The following is an 18,377-nucleotide window of genomic DNA, read 5'->3' as shown; positions in this document are numbered from 1 at the left end:
ATATATTTTAAGAGGGGGAAAAAGAATGAAAAAGTTTTTATCACTGCTGCTGGCAGGTGTATTGCTGTTTGTCATGGCAGCCTGTACGGCAAATGAAAATGCCGGCAAAGAAACAGACAGCAAGGATGATGGCAAGAAAGAAGAAGAAAGTGCTGAAAAAGTGCTTTATTTGAACAATGGCCAGGAGCCGACTTCGTTTGATCCTCCTATCGGCTTTGACTCTGTTTCCTGGAGCGCACTGAATAACTTGATGGAAGGTTTGACCCGTCTGGGGCAAGATCATGAACCAGAAGCAGCAATTGCTGAAAAATGGGATATCTCAGAAGATGGAAAGGTTTATACCTTTCATATCCGTGAGGATGCAAAATGGTCAAATGGTGATCCTGTAACTGCAGGTGACTTCGAATTTGCATGGAAGCGCCTTTTAAATCCTGATACAGGTTCTTCAGCCGCTTTCCTTGGTTACTTCATTGAAGGCGGAGAAGCTTATAACAATGGGGAAGGATCAGCTGATGATGTAAAAGTAAAAGCAGTTGATGACAAAACATTTGAAGTTACTTTAGTTAGTCCGCAAGCTTACTTCTTAAGTGTAATCACTAACCCTGCATTTTTCCCAATTAACGAAAAAGTTGCAACAGAAAACCCGAAGTGGTTTGCTGAAGCTGAATCTTTTGTCGGAAATGGTCCTTTCAACTTAACGGAATGGGAGCATGACAGCCATTTTGTGATGGAGAAAAACGATCAATATTGGGATGCTGAGACTGTAAAGCTTGATAAAATTCACTGGGCAATCATTGATGATACAAATACTGAATATCAAATGTATCAATCGGGAGAACTGGATGTATCGGATGTACCTTCTGAGCTAAGCGAGCAGCTGCTGGGAGAAGCAAAAGTTGAAGACCAGGCTGGAGATTATTTCTATCGATTTAATGTAAACATGGAGCCATTCCAAAATCTAAACATCCGTAAAGCATTTGCGATGGCAGTGGACCAGCAGCAAATTGTTGATTTCGTCACAAAGAATGGTGAAAAGCCAGCATATGGATTTGTTTCATATGGTTTTACTGATCCTTCAGGAAAAGATTTCCGTGAAGTGTCGGGAGATCTTGTAAAAACAAATGCAGAAGAAGCGAAGGCATTGCTTGAAAAAGGCATGGAAGAAGAAGGATATGATAAGCTTCCAGAAGTTACCTTAACATACAGCACGGATGATACACACAAGAAAATAGCTGAAGCACTTCAGCAAATGTTCAAAGAAAACCTTGGCGTGGAAGTAAAGCTTGCCAACATGGAATGGAATGTATTCGCTGAAGAACAAAAAGCGCTTAAATTCCAATTATCACGAAGCTCGTTCCTTGCTGACTACGCAGATCCTATCAACTTCCTTGAAAACTTCCAGACAGGACATTCCATGAACCGCACCGGCTGGAGCAATGAGAAATACGATCAGCTGATTAAAGATGCAAAGAATGAAGCTGATGAAGCCAAACGCTTTGAACTAATGTATGAAGCAGAAAAAATCTTATTTGGAGAAATGCCGATTATCCCTATCCATTTCTACAACCAGGTTTATCTCTATAATGATGCTGTTTCAGGAATCGTCCGCCATCCGGTTGGATACATGGAGCTTAAATGGGCAGATAAGAAGTAATGCTTCTTCTGCTTGATTTGAAAAAAGGGGTGTTCGTGCGAACATCCCTTTTTTCGAAATATAAACTTTTGAGAATTTGGATCTTTGAACTTTGATAACTGTCTAGCTCCGAGCGCCATCGGCTCAAGGTCTGAAGCTTGGCTAAATGCGGCTCCCTAAGCAGTCGCCTTCATTTTTCGGGCAATCACTTCTGAAGGCAAAAAACGCTTTCTGCCTAGCGCTTGTCTTAAGCTTGTCGCCGCTCTGCGCTTTTCAAATTATTTCCCGAAAAATAATACATTTTCTCGAATTTTAGCTTATATCCTCGACAATTAATTCATTTCCCAAACAATGCTTTTGCTGAAGGAGCATATAATGCTAATAAACAACTAAAAGGATGTGGCAGCATGGCAATGAAACCTCAGCGCCTGGAAAAAGGCGATGCGATTGGAATTATAGCACCGGCAAGTCCGCCCAATCAGGAAAACCTGAAGCGATCCCTGGCCTTTTTGGATGAGCTTGGCGTAAAAGTAAAAATGGGCGATCATGTGACTGATCAATATGGATACCTTGCCGGAAATGACGAGGACCGGCTGGCAGATTTACATAAAATGTTTTTGGATAAGGAAGTCAAAGCCATCATTTGCGCAGGCGGCGGCTATGGCACAGGGAGAATTGCGTCCCAAATTGAATACAGCCTGATTAAAGAAAACCCGAAAATTTTCTGGGGCTACAGTGATATTACATTCCTGCACACCGCAATCCGCCAGCAGACGGGATTAGTCACCTTCCATGGCCCGATGCTGGCATCCGATATTGGCAAGGAGGATGCGGATCCGCTATCAAAGCAATATTTTAACCAGTTATTTGAGCCTGTAACGCTTGACTATCCAGAAGGGATTTCAAATCTGGAGACAATGGTAAGCGGCAGGGCTTCGGGAGTCTTAACGGGCGGCAATTTGTCTCTCCTGGCCAGTACGATAGGGACACCCTATGAAATAGATACAAAAGATAAGCTTGTTCTTATTGAAGACATCAATGAAGAGCCCCGTGCGGTCGACCGCATGCTAAACCAGCTGCATATGGCCGGGAAGCTTGAGGATGCCGCCGGCTTTATCATCGGGGACTTTAATAATTGCGTCCCTGAAAGAGAACTTTCCTTAGAACTGGATGAAGTACTGGATACTTATATAAAAAGGGTGAATAAGCCGGCTGTAAAAGGCTTTAATATCGGCCATTGCTCTCCGCATATTTCTGTGCCTTTAGGTGTAATGGCAGAATTGGATGCTGCCGGTAAAAATCTGATAATCGAAAGCGGCGTTAAGTAAAAGGGTGGTATAGATGAAAATAAACACGATCGAAACATTTAGAGCTGCGGTACCACTGAAAAAACCATTTAAAACAGCTTTGAGAACGGTTGAGACAGCAGAAACGATTGTTGTAAAAGTAACTTGCGATAACGGTATTGCCGGCTGGGGGAGGCCCCTCCAACTGTGGTGATCACAGGAGACAGCCTATCAAGCATCGAATCCGCCATTCATCAGGTATTAAAGCCGATGCTGGTCAATAAGAGTCTCCTAAACTATGAGGATATCTTCCAGGGAATTCAGTCTGCTTTAATAGGAAATTCAAGTGCAAAGGCTGCAGTGGATATGGCATTGTATGATTGTCTTGCACAGCAGTGCAAACTGCCCCTATATCAGTTTTTAGGCGGACATAAAAATGAGGTGGAAACGGATTATACGGTAAGCGTCAATGGCCCGGAGGAAATGGGAGAAGATGCTGTTTCCTATGTTCAGCAGGGCTTTAATGTCCTTAAGGTGAAGGTTGGCAAGGATGATATTTTAACAGATATTGAGAGAATTAGAGAAATCCGCACACGAGTCGGATCAAAGATTAAAATCCGGCTGGATGCCAATCAGGGCTGGAAATCAAAGGATGCTATCTATGCCATCCGAAAAATGGAAGCTTTGGACTTGAATATTGAGCTTGTCGAACAGCCTGTGAAGGCCTGGGATATAGAGGGCCTTAAGCAGGTTACCGATGCGGTTGATACACCGATTATGGCAGACGAAAGTGTCTTTTCCCCGAAGCAGGCTTTTGAAGTCATTAAAACGCGAAGTGCTGATTTAATCAATATTAAGCTGATGAAATCAGGCGGCATTTATCAGGCGCAGATCATCAATCAGCTCGCTGAAGTCTGCGGGATGGAGTGCATGGTGGGCAGCATGATTGAGACCAAGATCGGCATTACGGCAGCAGCCCATTTTGCCGCAAGCAAAAAGAATATAACCCGTTTTGATTTTGACGCTCCATTGATGATGGCAAAAGAAATTGTGGAAGGCGGAATCCATTATTCCGGCCGTAAAATCACCCTGCCGTCGGAACATGGTCTGGGCATCAGGAATGTATCGTTAATAGTGAACAAGCAGGAACTGACTTCCTGATAAATCATGAAAAGGAGGAATTTGTTTTGGCAATTCAGCAAAAATGGCTGGTATCGGTTCCTGTAGCAACCTTGTGGACATCAAGCGATTCATCAAGAGAAATTGACTTTGAAGCGATCACCAATCCAGTTAATCTGGATTCCTGGCTTGGAAAGCTCACATATGAGCCCCGGCTTGAACTTTGCGAAGGGAATCTTGTTCAATCACAAGTTCTGTACGGAGAAGAAGTGATTGTATTGGAGGAGAAGGATGGGTGGGTTCATGTTGTTGTCCCGGGCCAGCCTTCTTCTAAGGACGAGAGAGGATATCCCGGATGGGTGCCGAAAGCCCAGCTGACTAAAAATGAAGATTGGAAGCTTGGTAGCAGAAAGGCTGCGGTCATTCAGAAGAAAAAGGCAACCCTCTATTCTAATGACAGAGAGCCGGAACTTATACTAAGCTATCAAACCATACTCCCGGTGTTAAGAGAAGAAGCTGAGTGGATTCAGGTGCAGACACCTGAGGGAGCAGGATATCTAAAACCTGAAGATGTGCAGGTGTATGAAACAATCGGGGCTATACGGAAAGGCAGCGGAAAAGACATCATCGATGCGGGGGAACAATTTATAGGCCTGCCATATCTATGGGGCGGCATGAGCAGCTTTGGGTATGACTGCTCAGGATTCAGCTATTCTATGTGCAAAGCAAATGGATTTATCATCCCCCGTGATGCCCATGATCAGGCGGAAGCAGGGGATCCGGTTGAACTTGACGCCATTGAACCCGGGGACTTATTATTTTTTGCTTATGAAGAAGGAAAAGGCAAACTCCATCATGTTGGCATCTATTATGGTGATGGGAAGCTGCTTCATTCTCCTAATACCGGTAAAACCATCGAAATTATCGACTTGAAAGACACCATCTATGAAAAGGAATTATGTGCAGCTAGACGTTACTGGCAAGAGACGGGGGAATAAATATGTCAAAAGAAGCACTGTTAAAGGTCAATAATTTGAAGAAGCATTTTTCAATGGGGAAAGGACAGACTCTGAAGGCCGTTGATGATGTCTCCTTTCATATCAAACAAGGAGAAACCTTCGGGATTGTCGGCGAATCCGGCTGCGGAAAGTCAACCGCAGGGCGTACAATTATTGGTTTATATAACCGTACAGAAGGCGATGTCCTTTATGACGGAAAGAATGTCCATACCATGACTGAAAAAGAAAGGTTTGCTTTTCACAGGAAGATGCAGATGATCTTTCAGGATCCATATGCTTCGTTGAATCCGCGGTCAACCGTCCAGGAGATTATTTCGGAGCCCATGGAAGTGCATGGGTTATATCCGAACAAGAAGGAACGGCTTGAGCGGGTCTATCAGCTTCTGGAGGATGTGGGACTTAACCGCGATCATGCCAACCGCTACCCGCATGAATTCAGCGGCGGACAAAGGCAAAGAATTGGGATTGCCCGTGCATTAGCGCTGGATCCGGAATTCATTATTGCTGATGAGCCGATCTCCGCACTGGATGTATCGGTACAAGCCCAGGTAGTCAACCTGCTTAAGGGGCTCCAAAAGAAAAAGGCCTGACCTACTTATTTATCGCCCATGATCTCTCGATGGTCAAACATATCAGCGACAGAATTGGCGTTATGTATTTGGGGAATTTAGTGGAATTAACCACAAGCGAAAACTTATATAAAAATCCGCTTCACCCTTATACGCAGGCCTTACTTTCGGCGATTCCCATCCCTGACCCTGATGTTGAGGATCATCGGGAAAGAATCATTTTGGAAGGGGAACTCCCAAGTCCAATGAATCCTCCAAGCGGCTGCGTATTCCGCACGCGCTGTCCTTATGCGATGGAGGCTTGTGCTTCCATGAAGCCTGAGTGGCAGGAGATTGAGAAGGATCATTTTGTGGCCTGCCATTTATATAATGAAAAGGTAACGGGCGACCATAACCGGCCGCAAGTAGCCGCTGCGAAATAACATGAACTTTCTTACTATCAAAGCAGAAATTCTTGATTTGGCCAGCTGCTGTGAAGGACGTGTGGCCGTATACATCCATACAGAGGATGGTGTTATCGAAACAAATGCCGATGATGTTATCTCTTCCGCAAGCTTAATTAAGGTTCCCATTTTACTCGCGGGGCTTTCACAGGCGGAGAATGCCCTGCTTGATCTCGATGAGGAAGCAGAAGTGAAGGATGCTGCCCGGGTTGGCGGAGCCGGGGTATTGCAGGCCATGAGCAAGGGTCTGAAGATGAAGGTTATAGACTTAATGACGCTCATGGTCATTGTATCTGATAATACTGCGACCAATCTCATCATTGAGAGGCTGGGAATAGAGAAAATCAATCAGTTTATCAAAAGTTTGGGGTTTAATTGCACGGAATTAAACAGAAAGATGATGGACTTTGAGGCATTGAAAAACGGCATGGACAACACCACGACTGCCAGGGATATGGTGTATGGCATGAAGGCATTGGCAGAGAATTCGCTTTTATCCGGGAAATTTACAGAAAAAGCACTGGATATATTGGAAAAACAGCAGTATAAGAACAAACTTGCAAACACAATGGACACGGAAAAAGTCAAGGTTGCCAGCAAAACAGGAGAACTACCCGGAATAGAGCATGATTGCGCCATATTTACCCATAAAGGAAACACCGTTTACGCCGCTGTCCTTGTCGACCAGCTTCAAAGTCAGGCAGCTGGAAGAGAAGTACTGTCCGCAATTGGCAGTCGCATTAATCAATATATAACTCATAAATAAGGAACCGTTTACTGAGAGCGGTTCCTTATTTATTTATGCAGTTTTTTGCTTTTCAGGAAGAATTAGTGGATCGACGGTCCTCGAAGATAATTCGTGCGCTAGGCGCTTCACTTTCAAAATTATTTATGATGGAAAGGGCATTTCCCTTCGATTGGTTTAATGTCATCACCGATAAAGTATTGTTTCCACTCACGGTGTTCGGGATCGCCATAATGGCTGATGTTTGGATGGGTAGGGAGGCCATCCCATTTTTCAACCCGTTCCCTTACTTTTTCCCTGGACATGATGCCGCCTTTAGAGGTGCCTTCAAGGCCTTCAAAAATGCGGCGCGGCTGGAAGCCCAGTACAAGGCTATTGCCTAAATCCCTCGTCTTTCTCTGCTTGTAGGCAGGCGCATTTCCAAACACAAAGAATGGTTCCTCAGCAAAAGAAAACGCCCATAAGTGGTGGTCAGGATCTGTCGGATAATCCTTAGGCCAAGGCTTTGTATCAACCTTATGCAAATACTGCAGAATATTCCAGAAATATTCTCTGTAATGTTCAAGCGGTTTTTCATCTGTCTCCGGCTCCACAAATACAAACAGGCCATGGCGAATGAGTTTTGGTGCGTCAAAAAGCTCGATAAAGGATTCGAGGGCTCCCGGCAGGTTAGACCAATCTTCCTGTGTAATATAGGCATATCTCAATTCGCCGCGCATTTCAGCAGTCATTCCAAAATAGCACGGGAAGGTTTTATCTGTAACTGTATCATGAAATGTTTTATATTCCTGACAAACCCACTCAGGCACAATCTCGGGGTTAGTCATATCTTCTTTTGTTAAAAGAAACTTACTGGCAGTTTTCATTTTTTCACCTCAGAATGTTTTACTTATGAAATATGTACCCCTTAAAAAGTCCTTTGAAACTAGCTGGGTGGAAAAGGAAATGAAAAAGACAGCCGTGTTGGCTGCCTTAAGCTTTATAAGATTTTCGGTATTTATATTGATTGAGCTGAAAGCGGATAAAACAGCCTATGCAAAATCCAAGAATGGCGACAAATGCTGATAGAGCTACCATAGCTGTAAAAACATATCCTGCAGCTGTCCAGCCCAGAAGAAAGCTGATCAGGCCCAGCGCCAGGCATGCAACGGCAATCACTTGATTAAATTGCTGCTGCTCCCAGTCTTCGGGAATGTAATCAGCAGGATTTTTTCTTAGAAAAAGTTTTGCTGCACGCATAATGGGATTGTAGCCGAACAATAGGCCCATTATACCTGCAAGGAGGGGTATGGCAAGAATCCATGCTTCTCCGGTTAGCCACGAAGCTAAAACACTTAATACGATCGACCATTGATTAGTTCTTACGAGCGGGCGGGGAATAGAAACAGGTGTATTTGCCAATTATATTCCGACCTTTCTCATTGGTTTTATAGGTATTAATAGTTTACTTAAATTGCAAATTTTTGTGAAGAGAAAAAGCTTGGGAAAATAAAAATAGTCCGTTATGAAGGACAATATCGAAAAGAACCCTGCGCTACTTCGGACAGTAGGAGGTGAATTCTGGTCAAGAGAGTCCGAACCCGGTGCAACTTCGGACAGGAGAAGAAGAAATCCGCAGGAGAGAGTCCGAACCCGGTGCAACTTCGGACAGGAGAAGAAGAAATCCGCAGGAGAGAGTCCGAACCCGGTGCAACTTCGGACAGGAGAAGAAGAAATCCGCAGGAGAGAGTCCGAACCCGGTGCAACTTCGGACAGGAGAAGAAGAAATCCGCAGGAGAGAGTCCGAACCCGGTGCAACTTCAGACAGGAGAAGAAGATCCGCAGGAAAGAGTCCGAACTCATGCAACAGCCTTTAAAGAAAAAAGACTTTGGAATGGATCCCAAAGTCTCCTGAAAATATCCGTAAAAACACGTTACGTGCTAAAACGATTCTTTGCTGCTTTTTTTAATGTGAACTGCGGAATACTGATTCCGATCAGGATCAGCACGATTCCGAAAGCCTGTGCTTCTGAAATTCTTTCGCCAAGAATCAGCATGGCAGCAGCAACAGCGGCCGGGAGTTCGGCAGAACCTACAATTGTGGCAAGACCTGAATCTAAATGAGGTGAGCCGATTGCAAAACATACAATTGGGAAAATAGCCCCGAACAATGCCATCAGCAGCCCGAATTTCCATAGGCCCTCAAGCTGGATGCCACCGCTTATTAAAACGGGGCCTGAAAAAGCTGCAACCAGAAGAAGTCCGCCAAACGTGATGAAGATGCTCCTCTGGATGGTTGGAATTCCTTTACCTGCCTTGCCGCTTGCAAAAATGAATACGGCAAATGTTACCGCAGATAATAAGCCATAGATCAGTCCCTCAGCTTGAATAGGATGTGACCCGGAATTAATCAGGTTGCTTGCAAATACAGTCCCTATAATTAGCAAAATCGAAGAAATGATTTTTGCTTTGCTGGGCATCTTTTTTTCATATAGAGCTTCTAAAAGAATTCCTATCCAGGTGAACTGAAATAAGAGGACAACAGCGATGGAGGCCGGATTCCGATCAAGGCTCATTCCATACAGAATGCCTGTTAAACTTAGGGAAGCACCGGTCAATAACAAAGCTGCTGTTTGTTGAAGGGTGATTTTTGTTTTTTTGATAAATGGGAAAGAAAGCAACAGCAAAAGGAGCCCAAATAAATATTGGCTTCCGGTCAATTCAGGAACAGAGTAGCCGGCCTGGAGTCCGAGTTTCACAATGGATGCCAGAATGCCATAACTGCATGCGCCAAGAAAAATGAATAATGAATATTTTAAGTTTCCCATTATGGATACTCCCTTCTGAAGATGATATCAGGCAATCAGGTCAATCATAACATCTCAGTAAGTCTTTAGGGGAAGATTTTTTCTGCACAAAAATAAGAGCCAGTGATTTTTCTCACTGACTCTTTCTTAATTATCGATTATTCTCCTAAGTAGGCATTTAACATCCAAATATGCGTATCCAATTTTTCCATAAGACCGATGGCAAAGTCGCCTGTCACTTGATCTTCCTGCTCCTCAGCAAGCTGTGCTAAAGAAATTAATTGTTCTTTAATATGTCTATAATCGGAAGCAAGAGCGGCAACCATATCTTCTGCTTTCTTTTCCCCATTAGACTCTTCAAGAGTAGTGATGCTTAAGAACTCCTTAAGTGTCGCTGCCGGTGAGCCGCCGATGGCTAGCAGGCGTTCGGCTGCCTCATCCACAACTTCAGCTGCTTCATTATATAATTCTTCGAACTTTTCATGAAGGGTAAAGAAAAGCGGGCCTTTTACAAACCAGTGGTAGCGGTGCAATTTAGTATAAAGAACACTCCAGTTTGCGATTTGTACATTTAATGCTGCATGTAATTTTTCCATTTTTATATTCCCCCTAAGTCATTTATATATTTATTATAACAAATATCAAATTAAAATCAATACTTATTTATAATAATTATAAATAAGCAAATTCAAAATCCACAGTATAACCATGGCTGATTATGGTAAAGTGATATAGTACCGCTTAATAGGCAAGACATACAGGTTAGTGAGGATTTTTTAATGGAATATCTCTTATTTATTACGCTCGGAGCGCTTATTAGTGTGCTCTCTGGTTTTTTTGGGGTAGGCGGGGGATTCATTCTTACTCCGACACTCATGCTGTTTGGCTTTTCTCCGGTAGAAGCAATCACAACGAGTTTGCTTTTTTCAATTGGTACCTCTCTTTCAGGCATCTTCGCTCATATCAGGATGAAGAATATATGGCTTAAGCAAGGGCTGATTCTTGGACTAAGCGGTATGGCAGCTACTCAGGCCGCCCATCCCTTTGTGCTGTTTCTTGAGGAAAAGGGCTGGGATGCGTGGGCAGTTCCTTTGTTTTATATCATTCTGCTGTCTTATTTTGCTTTGGGCATGTTAAAAAGAGGGAAAAAATCAGCCAATGCCGCTCCGTCATCTGAACATTCTCCATCCATTGTGAAAATGGTTCTGATTGGATTTTTTGCAGGATTTGTTTCTACGACATTAGGTGTGGGCGGCGGCTTTATTATGGTGCCTTTATCGGTTGCCTATTTAGGGATGATGCCGAAGAAAGCAGTAGGAACCAGCTTGTTTGCTATCATGTTAATCGTATCTGCAGGCTTTCTATCCTACGCTTCCACTGTCAGCATTGATTATTGGATTGGCATTTCACTCGTAACAGGAGGCCTGATAGGGTCACAATTTGGAGCGAAGCTTACCTCCTATTTTGAAAACGAAGAAATCACCTATATGCTCGGAGCCTTATATATGGCTACAGTGGCAAGTGTGATTCTGAAATTAATACATTTGAATTATACCGGCTTAGTGCTGATGGCCATTTTTGTCGGCGGCTTTTTAGTAAGAAGCCTTGTGAAAATGCATAAAGCAAATGCCCGCACAAAGGCAAAAAAGGAGAGACCATAATGGCCTCTCCTTTTACATTTGCCGGGGCACCTTCATGCCGAGTGTCTGCATCCCGTCGGAAAGAACAATTGTGACTGCTTTGACAAGGGCAAGTCTTGATTTGATGCTGTTATCCTTTTCTAATATTCTTACCTGTCCGTAATATTTATTGAAGGCTTGAGCCACATCAATCAAATATTTAGCCAGGACAGAAGGGGAAAGCTGCATATAAGATTGTCTGATTTTTTCAGGATACTGATAGAGCAGCTTGATAATTTCCCAGCTGTAAGAATCAGATAGCCCATTTTCGGCAGATGGAATATCGTCTGCCTTGCGGAGAAGAGAATAGGCCCGGGCATTGGTGTATTGCAGATAGGGTCCTGTTTCTCCTTCAAATGTCAGCATATCTTCAAGTGAAAATTCAATATTATTCATGCGGTCATTTTTCAGATCATGGAACAGAATAGCCCCGATGCCGACTGCTTCAGCGACTTCATCTTTGTTTTCCAAGCCGGGATTTTTAGCTTCGATATTGGTCTTTGCCAGAAGGATTGCTTCATTCAGGACCTCCTCAAGAAGGATGACTCTGCCTTTTCGGGTAGACATCTTTTTCCCATCTTTTAAATAGAGGCCAAAAGGGACATGTGTCATATTATCCGCCCACTCATAACCCATCTTTTTAATAACGCTTTTAACCTGCCTGAAATGGATGCTCTGTTCCTGACCGACAATGTATAGGGAATGATCAAACTGATAGGTTTCTTTTCTATAAAAAGCTGCAGCGAGATCCCGTGTTGCATACAGAGTCGCTCCGTCGGATTTTTTTATCAGGCATGGAGGAAGGTCTTCATCAGGCAGTTGAACCACCTCTGCGCCATCAGACTCAGCCAGCAGGTCTTTTGCCATGAGTTCCTCTATGACGGGTTCCATTTTATCATTATAAAAAGCTTCACCATTGTATGAGTCGAAATGAATGCCAAGCATATCATAAACCCGCTGGAATTCTTTCAATGATTCTTCTCTAAACCAGCTCCAGAGTGCCTGAGCTTGCTCATTTCCGTTTTCAAGCTCTTTGAACCAGGAACGCGCTTCATCTTCAAGGGCTGGGTTAGCTTCTGCTTCTTCATGGAAGCGTATATATAGGCTAAGCAGTTCCTTTATGGGATTTTCCTTCACTTTATCCGGGCTGCCCCACTTTGTATAAGCGGTGATCAGCTTGCCGAATTGTGTGCCCCAGTCGCCTAAGTGGTTGATTCTGACCGCTGTATAACCGCATTTTTCGGCCAGGCTGCCGAGGGCGTTTCCAATGACCGTAGACCGCAAATGGCCCATGGAGAAGGGCTTTGCGATGTTTGGCGAAGAGAAATCAAGCACGGCTGTTTTGCCTGCGCCATCATTCAGCTGTCCATATTCTTTTCCTTCGTTCAAAATTTTTTCCATTATGACTGCACCGGCTGACTCTTTGGAAAAGAAGATATTAATGTAAGGACCAGCAGCCTCTGCTTTTTCGATATGCGGTCCCTGAATCAGGCACGCTGTCTCGCCAGCAATAGAGGCAGGTGACTTCCTGAATGCTTTTGCAAGTGTAAAACAGGGAAAAGCAAGATCGCCATGTGCCGGATTCTTTGGCGTTTCGATTAAGTCCGCAATTGCTTCGTCAGAAAGCTGCCCATTCAGCACTGAAGCCAGCTGAGCTGTGAAAATAGCTTTGAAATTGATCATATTAACACCTCCTGGAAAATAAAAAAGCCCGTCTCTATATAAAAATAGAGACGAGCTGAAATCTACCCGCGGTACCACTCTGATTGTCCAAAGGACCTCTTTTGAAAGGACGTTTCAAAATATGCTTGAACGTATTTCCTAAAGGGGTTTGGTAACGGGACTCCTTACCCGGCATAGCCTACTTTTCTTTCAGCTATGCATCTCCGAAGTGCGCTTCACGAAAGGATTTCCCGACAGGCTTGCACCGTCCCTGTCTCGCTTTTAGGAAAGAGCCCTTTGCTACTCTCTTCATCATAGACACTAGATATATTAATGTTATTATACGCTGTTGGAATTATTTTGCAACATAATTTGAATCCGTTGAAAACATATAAGTTCTGTGATGGTACCGGATGCTGAAAATCAGGCCCATCGCCATCATGTTTCCCATAAGCGAGCTTCCGCCGTAGCTGATAAACGGCAGCGGAATGCCGGTGATTGGCAGTACCTGAATAGTCATACCGATATTTTGAAATACATGGAAGGTGATCATACTGATGACCCCGACGCAAATATAGGTATTAAAAGGGTCGGTCGTCTCCAAGCCGGTTTTAGTTAAGTGATAGATGAGCAGAAAGAAAAGGCTGATTACTACACTTGCACCAAAAAAGCCGTACTCCTCGCCAATGACGCTAAAAATAAAATCAGTATGGGCATCAGGCACATACACCTGTCTGTCAGTAAACCCTTTTCCGGATATTAATCCTGAGCCGATTGCGAGCATGGAGTTGTACAGCTGCATTCCGGCTCCCTGCTTGTGATTAACCGGGTCAAGCCAGGAATAAATTCGGCTGAACTGATAGGGGTCTATCCCAAGGTACTTCTCTAAAATCTCCGGTGCTATGATGACCAGATAGAGCACCGTTCCCGCGAAAGCGCCAAGGATTCCATAAATCGGAACAAGGATTTTCCAGGTGATCCCGGAAACCAGGATGATTCCAGTTAATATGGCGATGATGACAAGGGCGGTACCCAGGTCTTCAATAATAATCAATCCTAATGGAGGCAATGTGGCTGCCCCTAATTTGATTAGAAGGAAAAAGTCCGTGCCTGCAGTCTTTGCCTGATATTTCAGATGGTGGTCAGCGATGACTTTGCTGAGGGCAATGATAAGGAATACCTTAACAAACTCTGAGGGCTGCACAGAACCAAGTCCAGGAATGATATACCACAATGTAGCCCCTTTGCGCTCTGGTGCAATGCTTTCCGGTGCAATGAATAACCCGACAAGCAATAGGATGCCTAAACCGTACAGCAGCCAAGTAAGCCTTCTGATTTGCTCGCTGTCAAAATACATGACAATTGCCACAATGATAGCTCCGACAACATAATTTTTTATTTGTGAGACGACAAAATTCCCTTCATATTGATTGGAGGATTGTCCGCTGTAAATAGCGATGCAGCTGATGAGGAAAAATAGCAGCAGAAGAAAGCATAACGTCCAATCGAACCGGTCTGAGAATCTATTATTCTTGTTCATTTGTATACACCTGGTTTCTGTACCTTTTTACATTTTTATCCTAACAAAGAAAAATAAACCTTACAATGGAGAACAGAATACATTTTTTCTCTGCATGTAGTTAGACGAATGAATCAGCATGATGGTTTCCTGTATTTTCAAAAAACCGGGCAGGCTGCAATTTAAAATTTTTTCTCATCGGCAAAGATATTTTCAGTTATTTTTGCTACAATAAGAGAATAAAATACTGGATGTTTAACAGGCAGTTTCAAAAAGAAGCTGTCTTTTTACTAATTTGTGAAGGCGCTTGCGCTATTCTTATCTGTCTAGCTCAGTGCTTTTCTTTGAAAACACCACTTTGGGTAACGGTTCGGAGGTTTCGTCATTGAAAAGAAGGAATCATGCTATTCGTGATCTCATCTACATCCATCTTAATGAACAGGATCAGTATGTGATGACTTATGGAATTGAGTTTGCAGAGTTTGCCCAAACTCTTTCCGATTCTATTAACAATCTGCTGTTGTTAAAGCATCGTTTTGAACATGGGGACTTTAATACCCACACGATGTTCGATTATGTGTCAAGGGACAAGCTGGGCAGGCTGGTTGAGGATGATGTATATGGCTATGGCGATTTTTGCTGGATTGATTTCGAGGAAGAGGAAGCGGTGAATGAGCTTCCCGGCCAGACAATTGCTGAGCTTCTTTATCTCGGCCATGTCAAGGAACATCTTAAGCCGCCTTTTTACAATTATCTGAGCAATCGCTATGTGTACCTGGCCCATGATGATGGCTGGTTTAACCGTACATATTATCGCGATCTGAACGATTTTTACCGCATGCTTGGGGAAGTAATCCCCGGTAAAATGGGACAGATGAAAGTCGAAAAAACGCTCCTTGGCATAAAAAAGAAAAAGACGTATCCTCCTATCACCAGAGATGTCCTGCCTTCCTTAAAGTCTCTTATGAAAGAGGGAGCGGTACTTTCCATTAAGGATATCGAACAGAATCGGGTCCGGATAGAAATTCCTATTTGGATTATTGGCGACTTTGCGAATATGGATGATATGTATGACGAGTATGAGGCCATTGTGAAAGAGCCATGTGAGGCGAAGATTGTGTTTGATAAGAAAACAAGGGAATGGAAAATATACTCGCGCTAGAATTCTGAACTTTTTTACAACATTCAGCAAAATTCTCTTACTTTTTCTGCGTGATGGTGTATAATCGGAGATAGAAAATTTTATATCCGCATAGAACAGGTGTCTTCTCAAAAGGGTTTTAAAACAGGCTCTTTTGAAGACTTAATAGGGAAGCTGGTGAAATTCCAGCGCGGTCCCGCCACTGTAAATGGAAGCTGTCTGTAAATCCACTGTACAGGAATGTATGGGAAGGAGCAGAACGCATTGACCATGAGCCAGGAGACCTGCCTGATTCTTAAGCACCCATAAACCTACGAGGATAGGGAGGTGTTTGGTCCGGCCATCCTTTCTGCACTAATTGATAAATGACCATGCCAACATCTCCTTGCCGTCCGAGGGGATGTTTTTTATTTGGTTGTTTCTAAAAGTCTATGGGTGGCTAACTTAGTTTCTGCCACTGAGTTGATTGCAGCGGAGGGCACTTGACTCCTGCGGGAAGTGAGGGAAGTGAGAGACCCCACAGGCGAAGCCGAGGAGGCTCTCATCTCTCCCCGGAAAGCAAGTGCCTGCAGCGGAAATCAACGCGCTAGGTTTGTAAGCTAAAAAATATTATGAGAACCAGCCTTTTATTTTTTAAGATGGTGTTAGACACCACCCGAATTTTGTCGAAAGTTCTAGGAGGATTGCTGAGTATGAGAAAGTTTTATGCATTTTTATTAACGATGCTTCTGGCTGCAGGAGTGCTAGCAGGCTGCGGCGAGAGTGCTGAACAGCCTAAAGAAGAGAAAAAGGTTGAGGAAGGGCAGAATACTGGCGGGGAAGAGGCTGCTTTTCCTGTTACGATAAAGGATGCTCTTGATAATGAAATCGTCATCGAATCCAAGCCCGAAAGAATCGTTTCCATGATTCCAAGCAACACCGAAATTGTTTTTGAATTGGGGCTTGGCGAAGAAGTTGTCGGAGTCTCCGATTTTGATAACTACCCGCCCGAAGCCACAGAAAAAGAAAAGATTGGCGGCATGGAATTTAATGTCGAGAAAATTATTTCTTTAAAACCGGATCTTGTCCTTGCTCACGCGTCAAGCGCACATAATTCCGAAGCTGGCCTTCAGCAATTAAGGGATGCAGGTGTGACCGTCCTTGTTGTCAATGATGCAAAGAGCTTTGATCAGGTTTTTGAATCCATTGAAATGGTTGGAACCGCAGCGGGAGAGAAGGATGAAGCAGAGCAGCTTGTTTCAGATATGAAGAGCAAGCTCGAGGAAATCAAAACAAAAGCTCAGGGCATAAAAGAAGAAGACCGCAAATCGGTTTTCGTGGAAGTTTCACCTGCTCCTGAAATCTATACAGCAGGTACAAAAACATTTATGGATGAAATGCTAAGTGCCATCAATGCAGAAAATATCATTTCCGAAGAAGGATGGCCGAAAATGGATCCGGAAGCGATTATCGAACGGAATCCGGATGTAATCATCACAACTCATGGCTATTACACTGAGGATGCTGCTGGCAATGTAATGAAAAGGGATGGCTGGCAGGATATAACCGCAGTAAAAAATAAGCATGTTGCCGATGTTGATTCCGATATGGTAACCCGCTCTGGCCCTCGTATTATTGAAGGAGTCGAGGAACTTGCAAAAGCAGTATATCCGGACGTATTTAAATAATAAATTTTTAGCTTATCTAACAGCAGCGGCTTTCCTGCTTTTAGCCATGCTGATGGGGATTTCAATTGGAACAGTGTCTGTTCACCCCATGACGATTATCAGAGTAATAAGCGCTGAGCTATTTCCTTTTATTTCATTGGGAAACACGGATGCTATGCATTCAAATATCATTTTGAATATTCGCCTGCCGCGCGTTTTGCTGGCTGGCTTAGTAGGGGCGTCTCTTGCAATTGCGGGAGCCGCCTTTCAAGGTTTATTAAGAAATCCGCTGGCAGATCCATATACAATTGGGGTTTCATCCGGGGCTTCACTAGGTGCTGTTTTAACATTATTCTTAGGATTATCCATTCCGTTTGCAGGAATGTTTACGCTGCCGTTATTCAGCATTTTATTTTCCTTTTTAACCATTTTTGCCGTTTTGCTGTTTGCCAGAAAAATTGAAAGATCCATGAAAGTGGAAACGATTATTTTAACAGGCATTATCTTCAGTTCTTTTCTTGGCGCTCTGATTTCTCTGATGATTGCCCTGACTGGAGAGGAGCTTAGACAGATTATTGGCTGGCTTCTTGGCAGTGTATCCATGAGAGGGTGGGCGTATATTAAAATTATCATTCCGTTTTTTGTACTGGGTGCCATCCTTCTTTTAGTGAACAGCAAAGAGCTTAATGCCATGAGCTTCGGAGAAGAAAAGGCCCAGCATATAGGGGTGGACGTTCAGAAGAGAAAGATGATGGTCCTGATAGCTGGCTCTATCTTGACTGGTGCGGCTGTAGCTGTATCTGGAACGATAGGATTTGTCGGTCTTGTGATCCCTCATCTGACCAGGCTGTTATGGGGACCGGATCATAGGCACCTATTGCCGCTATCTATTCTGATGGGTGCAGGCTTTCTTATTATTGCCGATCTGGTTTCACGGACGATCATTGCACCTACCGAACTTCCAATCGGTGTGATTACAGCGATAATCGGTGCACCTGCGTTTGCTATTATTTTAATTAAAAGAAAGAATAAACTTTGAACCTCGATAACTGTCCGGCACAAGCGTCCACCCATTCAAGGAGGAAGGATTCCCTGGATTTTCTTTGCAGGAACAAGCGGTTTTTGCCTGT

At 43.7% G+C, this 18,377-nt stretch carries 15 protein-coding genes, 2 pseudogenes, 1 riboswitch and 1 other annotated feature; of the genes and pseudogenes, 11 read left to right on the top strand and 6 right to left on the bottom strand.

Going from position 1 to position 18,377, the window contains the following annotated elements:
* Positions 1-25 precede the first annotated feature (25 nt).
* From M5V91_RS21275 to M5V91_RS21250, 6 genes and pseudogenes are all read left to right on the top strand, one after another.
* Positions 26-1,654: a peptide ABC transporter substrate-binding protein gene (locus M5V91_RS21275; protein WP_251175616.1), complete on the top strand. Its 1,629-nt coding sequence runs from the start codon at positions 26-28 to the stop codon at positions 1,652-1,654.
* Between the two features lie 386 nt (positions 1,655-2,040).
* Positions 2,041-2,961 (top strand): S66 peptidase family protein, encoded by a 921-nt coding sequence (locus M5V91_RS21270; protein ID WP_251175617.1) that lies wholly within the window; start codon positions 2,041-2,043, stop codon positions 2,959-2,961.
* A gap of 13 nt (positions 2,962-2,974) precedes the next feature.
* Positions 2,975-4,080: pseudogene (locus M5V91_RS21265) on the top strand (dipeptide epimerase).
* A gap of 26 nt (positions 4,081-4,106) precedes the next feature.
* Complete coding sequence (locus M5V91_RS21260; protein ID WP_009336356.1) at positions 4,107-5,036, top strand: C40 family peptidase; 930 nt, start codon at positions 4,107-4,109, stop codon at positions 5,034-5,036.
* Positions 5,037-5,038: 2 nt separating this feature from the next.
* Positions 5,039-6,048: pseudogene (locus tag M5V91_RS21255) on the top strand (ABC transporter ATP-binding protein).
* A 1-nt stretch (position 6,049) separates the two neighbouring features.
* Positions 6,050-6,835, top strand: a complete 786-nt coding sequence (locus M5V91_RS21250) for a serine hydrolase (protein ID WP_019381221.1) — start codon at positions 6,050-6,052, stop codon at positions 6,833-6,835.
* 119 nt (positions 6,836-6,954) lie between these two features.
* Here M5V91_RS21250 and M5V91_RS21245 read toward each other — a convergent pair whose 3' ends face one another.
* The gene (locus M5V91_RS21245) at positions 6,955-7,680 is read right to left on the bottom strand and encodes a YqcI/YcgG family protein (RefSeq protein ID WP_251175619.1); all 726 of its coding nucleotides are present in this window, start codon (positions 7,678-7,680) and stop codon (positions 6,955-6,957) included.
* Positions 7,681-7,786: 106 nt separating this feature from the next.
* Positions 7,787-8,215 carry a DUF4395 domain-containing protein gene (locus M5V91_RS21240; protein WP_217027357.1) on the bottom strand — a complete coding sequence of 143 codons (429 nt, stop codon included), beginning with the start codon at positions 8,213-8,215 and terminating at the stop codon, positions 7,787-7,789.
* Positions 8,216-8,318: 103 nt separating this feature from the next.
* Here M5V91_RS21240 and M5V91_RS21235 point away from each other — a divergent pair, with 103 nt between their 5' ends.
* Positions 8,319-8,708 carry a hypothetical protein gene (locus tag M5V91_RS21235; RefSeq protein ID WP_284521493.1) on the top strand — a complete coding sequence of 130 codons (390 nt, stop codon included), beginning with the start codon at positions 8,319-8,321 and terminating at the stop codon, positions 8,706-8,708.
* 19 nt (positions 8,709-8,727) lie between these two features.
* On the opposite strand, the gene M5V91_RS21230 is transcribed toward M5V91_RS21235, so the two are convergent.
* Together M5V91_RS21230 and M5V91_RS21225 are read right to left on the bottom strand one after the other, a co-directional pair.
* Entirely contained in the window at positions 8,728-9,621 is an 894-nt protein-coding gene (locus M5V91_RS21230) for an EamA family transporter (protein ID WP_251175620.1), read from the bottom strand.
* Positions 9,622-9,758: 137 nt separating this feature from the next.
* Entirely contained in the window at positions 9,759-10,196 is a 438-nt protein-coding gene (locus tag M5V91_RS21225) for a Dps family protein (protein WP_009336349.1), read from the bottom strand.
* A 183-nt stretch (positions 10,197-10,379) separates the two neighbouring features.
* Between M5V91_RS21225 and M5V91_RS21220 the strand changes: the two genes are divergently transcribed.
* Positions 10,380-11,261: a sulfite exporter TauE/SafE family protein gene (locus M5V91_RS21220; protein WP_009336348.1), complete on the top strand. Its 882-nt coding sequence runs from the start codon at positions 10,380-10,382 to the stop codon at positions 11,259-11,261.
* 12 nt (positions 11,262-11,273) lie between these two features.
* Here M5V91_RS21220 and argS read toward each other — a convergent pair whose 3' ends face one another.
* Both argS and M5V91_RS21210 read right to left on the bottom strand, forming a co-directional pair.
* On the bottom strand, positions 11,274-12,959 hold the full coding sequence (gene argS, locus M5V91_RS21215; RefSeq protein ID WP_175502119.1) for an arginine--tRNA ligase: 1,686 nt from the start codon (positions 12,957-12,959) through the stop codon (positions 11,274-11,276).
* Between the two features lie 46 nt (positions 12,960-13,005).
* Positions 13,006-13,266, bottom strand: a binding site (T-box leader).
* Positions 13,267-13,296: 30 nt separating this feature from the next.
* Positions 13,297-14,481 (bottom strand): FtsW/RodA/SpoVE family cell cycle protein, encoded by a 1,185-nt coding sequence (locus tag M5V91_RS21210; protein ID WP_009336346.1) that lies wholly within the window; start codon positions 14,479-14,481, stop codon positions 13,297-13,299.
* A gap of 364 nt (positions 14,482-14,845) precedes the next feature.
* Between M5V91_RS21210 and M5V91_RS21205 the strand changes: the two genes are divergently transcribed.
* The 3 genes from M5V91_RS21205 (at position 14,846) to M5V91_RS21195 (ending at position 18,286) form a co-directional block, all read left to right on the top strand.
* Positions 14,846-15,622 carry a hypothetical protein gene (locus M5V91_RS21205; RefSeq protein WP_251175621.1) on the top strand — a complete coding sequence of 259 codons (777 nt, stop codon included), beginning with the start codon at positions 14,846-14,848 and terminating at the stop codon, positions 15,620-15,622.
* 80 nt (positions 15,623-15,702) lie between these two features.
* A riboswitch (cobalamin riboswitch) is annotated at positions 15,703-15,907 on the top strand.
* A gap of 386 nt (positions 15,908-16,293) precedes the next feature.
* A complete protein-coding gene (locus M5V91_RS21200) occupies positions 16,294-17,268 on the top strand; it encodes an ABC transporter substrate-binding protein (protein ID WP_009336343.1) in 975 nt (324 codons plus the stop codon).
* Complete coding sequence (locus M5V91_RS21195) at positions 17,234-18,286, top strand: FecCD family ABC transporter permease (protein WP_009336342.1); 1,053 nt, start codon at positions 17,234-17,236, stop codon at positions 18,284-18,286. The genes M5V91_RS21200 and M5V91_RS21195 overlap by 35 nt, the downstream gene beginning before the upstream one ends.
* Positions 18,287-18,377: the final 91 nt, after the last annotated feature.

The organism is Cytobacillus pseudoceanisediminis (assembly GCF_023516215.1).
Taxonomy (GTDB): domain Bacteria; phylum Bacillota; class Bacilli; order Bacillales; family Cytobacillaceae; genus Cytobacillus; species Cytobacillus pseudoceanisediminis.
The sequence above is the reverse complement of the archived record's forward strand: the minus strand, read 5'-3'. Positions and strand labels throughout refer to the sequence as shown.

What these genes read in the sequence shown, in the direction of transcription:
- M5V91_RS21275 (WP_251175616.1), top strand. Translation starts at nt 26, where the DNA reads ATGAAAAAGTTTTTATCACTGCTGCTGGCAGGTGTATTGCTGTTTGTC.
- M5V91_RS21270 (WP_251175617.1), top strand. Translation starts at nt 2,041, where the DNA reads ATGGCAATGAAACCTCAGCGCCTGGAAAAAGGCGATGCGATTGGAATT.
- M5V91_RS21250 (WP_019381221.1), top strand. Translation starts at nt 6,050, where the DNA reads ATGAACTTTCTTACTATCAAAGCAGAAATTCTTGATTTGGCCAGCTGC.
- M5V91_RS21245 (WP_251175619.1), bottom strand. Translation starts at nt 7,680, where the DNA reads ATGAAAACTGCCAGTAAGTTTCTTTTAACAAAAGAAGATATGACTAAC.
- M5V91_RS21235 (WP_284521493.1), top strand. Translation starts at nt 8,319, where the DNA reads ATGAAGGACAATATCGAAAAGAACCCTGCGCTACTTCGGACAGTAGGA.
- M5V91_RS21230 (WP_251175620.1), bottom strand. Translation starts at nt 9,621, where the DNA reads ATGGGAAACTTAAAATATTCATTATTCATTTTTCTTGGCGCATGCAGT.
- M5V91_RS21225 (WP_009336349.1), bottom strand. Translation starts at nt 10,196, where the DNA reads ATGGAAAAATTACATGCAGCATTAAATGTACAAATCGCAAACTGGAGT.
- M5V91_RS21220 (WP_009336348.1), top strand. Translation starts at nt 10,380, where the DNA reads ATGGAATATCTCTTATTTATTACGCTCGGAGCGCTTATTAGTGTGCTC.
- M5V91_RS21210 (WP_009336346.1), bottom strand. Translation starts at nt 14,481, where the DNA reads ATGAACAAGAATAATAGATTCTCAGACCGGTTCGATTGGACGTTATGC.
- M5V91_RS21200 (WP_009336343.1), top strand. Translation starts at nt 16,294, where the DNA reads ATGAGAAAGTTTTATGCATTTTTATTAACGATGCTTCTGGCTGCAGGA.